Raw genomic sequence first — 3119 nt, 5'->3', positions numbered from 1 at the left:
GTCAACTACATGGAAAGAAAAGAAGCTAATCTACCATATACAAGCAGTATTGCAGAGACTATAGTAGAGTCTCAAATAAATACTAGATTCAAGCGAAAACAAAAAATGCAGTGGACCCGAGAGAATGCACACAATGTTTTGCAGATTAAAGCGACTATGTCCTCTAATGAGTGGAATCTTTATGAAGCAAATATTGACAATGAGTTGATTCTAAAAGTTGCTTAACGCTATCTAATATTTATGCTTCCATATTATGGTCATCAATTATTTTCTCATTTGCATTTTTTCAGCCCAGCGAATTTAGTATTGATAAATTTTTATTAAAATACAATAAAACCCCAAAATTATTGAGGAAACTTATTACATTTTAATTAAGATTGATCTCAATTTTAAACTTTGGCTATATCCATAAATTGTCATTCATAGTCATTGCATCAATCAATATATTTTTCCTTTTTGGCTTTTACCTCTGAATACATAATAACTATACCCAGTATAGGTTAAGATTATTGGCAATATTATTACTACACCTATAAGCATCAATGATAGTGATTGAGGCGCTGCTGCTGCTTCCCAAATAGTTATCTTTCTAGGAACAGCCCATGGCCATAGTGAAATTCCAAAACCAACAAAACCAAAGCAAAATAATAAAATACTTAATAAAAATGGTGTTAACTCATTATTTTCAATTATTGATTTATATAAAAAATATATAGTTATAACAGTCATGAGTGGAATTGGTAATAAGTAAAGTATATTTGGAATTTTAAACCAGGTATAAAAAATTTCTTCAGCAATAAATGGTATCCATAAGCTAATACAGGCCATAAAAATTGGTACATATATCATAGAGTATAATGCACATTTTTTAGCCCATTCCTGAGTACGTTTTTCAGTTTTTAATACTAACCATGTTGCACCTAATAATATGTATCCAAAAACCAAGGAGATACCAGTTGTAATTGAAAAAGCAGTTAACCAACTAAATTCCCCACCTGCATAAACTCTTCCTTCAACTTCAAATCCTTGCATAACCGTGCCCAACACAATCCCTTGAAAAAATGCAGCTATCAATGAGCCAAAATGAAATGCGCCATTCCAGATTTTTTTCTTTTCTGGGCTAGATTTTGATCTAAATTCAATTGCCATTCCTCTAAATACTAACGCAACAAGCATTAAAATTATTGGTAAGTATAAGGCCGGCATAACTATTGAATAGGCTAAGGGAAATGCAATAAATAATACCCCTCCACTTAATACTAGCCAAGTTTCATTGCCATCCCAAAAAGGGGAGATGGAGTTAACCATAGTATCTCTACAGTCTTCTGTAGGTGCAAACGGTAATAAAATACCAACACCTAAATCAAATCCATCCAGTAATACATAAAAAAATATTGATATAACCAATATGCATAACCAGATTATTGGTAAATTTAAAAAGCTCGAAAAATCGATCATATTTTACACCTTGCTATACATTTTTATAAACACATCCCTTACATGACTTGTTTTTAAATTTGCTTCTTTTTTGCTATTCCAATCTCCCTCGTTGATGCCAATTTTTACTAATTTGAATACGTAAAAAACACCAAAGCTCATCATAAATATATAAACAATGAAGAAAAGTATCAGTGTAAATAATACTTGATGTGGAGCAACATTAGATGCTGCTTCTGAAGTTCTTAATAAACCATATACAATATACGGTTGCCTTCCAACCTCCGTAACTACCCATCCAGATAATATAGCAACAAATCCCATTGGTGATATTATCATGCACCATTTATGAAAATTACTTGAGGTAAATAGTCTTTTTTTAAAAAATAAGTAAATTCCAAGATATGAGGTAAATAGCATTAATAAGCCTATCCCCACCATAATTCTAAATCCGAAAAAAACAAGTTTTACTGGTGGTCTATCTTCTTTTTTCCATAATTTTAACCCTTTAATTTCTCCATCCAGAGAGTGTGTTAAAATTACACTAGCAAATTTTGGTATTTTGAATGCGTATTTTGTTACCATTTCCTCTTCATCGGGCCATCCAATTACCGTTAAAGGCACACCTTTTTCTGTATCCCAAACTGCTTCCATTGCAGCAATTTTAGCTGGTTGATATTCTCTAGTATTAAGGCCATGACTGTCTCCAATAAATATTTGTATAGGAATTAACACTGCTACAAAAAAGATAGCCATTGTTAGCATGATTTTAGCATGTTCTAAATATTTTTTCTTCAGAAGATAGTATGATGCAATCCCTGCTGTAACAAAGGCTGTAGTTAAATAGGCTGCAAAAAGCATGTGAAAAAATCTATACGGAAAAGATGGATTAAAAATAATGTCCACCCAACTTTTTGGATAAAATATTCCATCACTTCCTATTTCATAACCTGCCGGCGTATGCATCCAACTACTAGCTGCTAGTATCCAAAATGCTGATATTACCGTTCCAACTGCCACCATACACGTTGCAAAGAGGTGAATTTTATTACTGACTCTGCCCCATCCAAATAACATAACACCCAGAAAACCAGCTTCTAGAAAGAATGCTGTAAGAACCTCAAATCCGAAAAGCGGTCCTAACACATTACTGGTCTTATCAGAAAATACAGCCCAATTAGTGCCAAATTGATACGACATAACAACCCCTGTCACCACTCCCATGCCAAAAGTAACAGCAAATATCTTTATTAAAAATTTATATATCTCTATATAAACAGGGTGCTTTGTTTTTAACCATACAACTTCTAAAACAGCCAACAAACTAGCTAGTCCAATCGTGAAAGAAGGAAAGATAATATGAAATGATATAACAAATGCAAACTGAATCCTTGATAAAAATTCTGCACTTAGATTTAAAATCATATAAATCATTAAACTACTTATTTCAATGCTAACCATATTATTTATTAAGCAACAAATCAATAACTTAATAATGAAGAAGCAAATCGCCAACTAAACAAAGATACCGACAATTACAAACTTAAAAATTTAGCTTTTAAAGACCATTGCATAATAGGCAGAAAGAAACATATATGATAGAATGAAAAGATAAGTACATACGAAAGAGGAGGCAAAATGTCATTTTTAGTAAGAGAAGCAGAAGAACGTATAGAGAAGAG

2 protein-coding genes and 1 pseudogene are annotated in these 3119 nt (G+C 32.1%); 1 reads left to right on the top strand and 2 read right to left on the bottom strand.

The genetic code is table 11. The annotated features are described in order from the left end of the window. A pseudogene (locus L8D11_RS04495) lies at positions 1-225 on the top strand (hypothetical protein); the annotation flags it as partial. Positions 226-438: 213 nt separating this feature from the next. Here the strand turns inward: L8D11_RS04495 and cydB are convergent. Next, on the bottom strand, positions 439-1458 hold the full coding sequence (gene cydB, locus L8D11_RS04490) for a cytochrome d ubiquinol oxidase subunit II (protein ID WP_236870476.1): 1020 nt from the start codon (positions 1456-1458) through the stop codon (positions 439-441). Between the two features lie 3 nt (positions 1459-1461). Further along, on the bottom strand, positions 1462-2862 hold the full coding sequence (locus L8D11_RS04485; RefSeq protein WP_236870477.1) for a cytochrome ubiquinol oxidase subunit I: 1401 nt from the start codon (positions 2860-2862) through the stop codon (positions 1462-1464). Between the last annotated feature and the right edge of the window lie 257 nt (positions 2863-3119).

The sequence above is a fragment of the Candidatus Bandiella numerosa genome, from assembly GCF_021811875.1.
Taxonomy (GTDB): Bacteria; Pseudomonadota; Alphaproteobacteria; order Rickettsiales; family Midichloriaceae; genus Aquirickettsia; species Aquirickettsia numerosa_A.
This window is presented reverse-complemented; position numbering and strand designations above follow the sequence as displayed.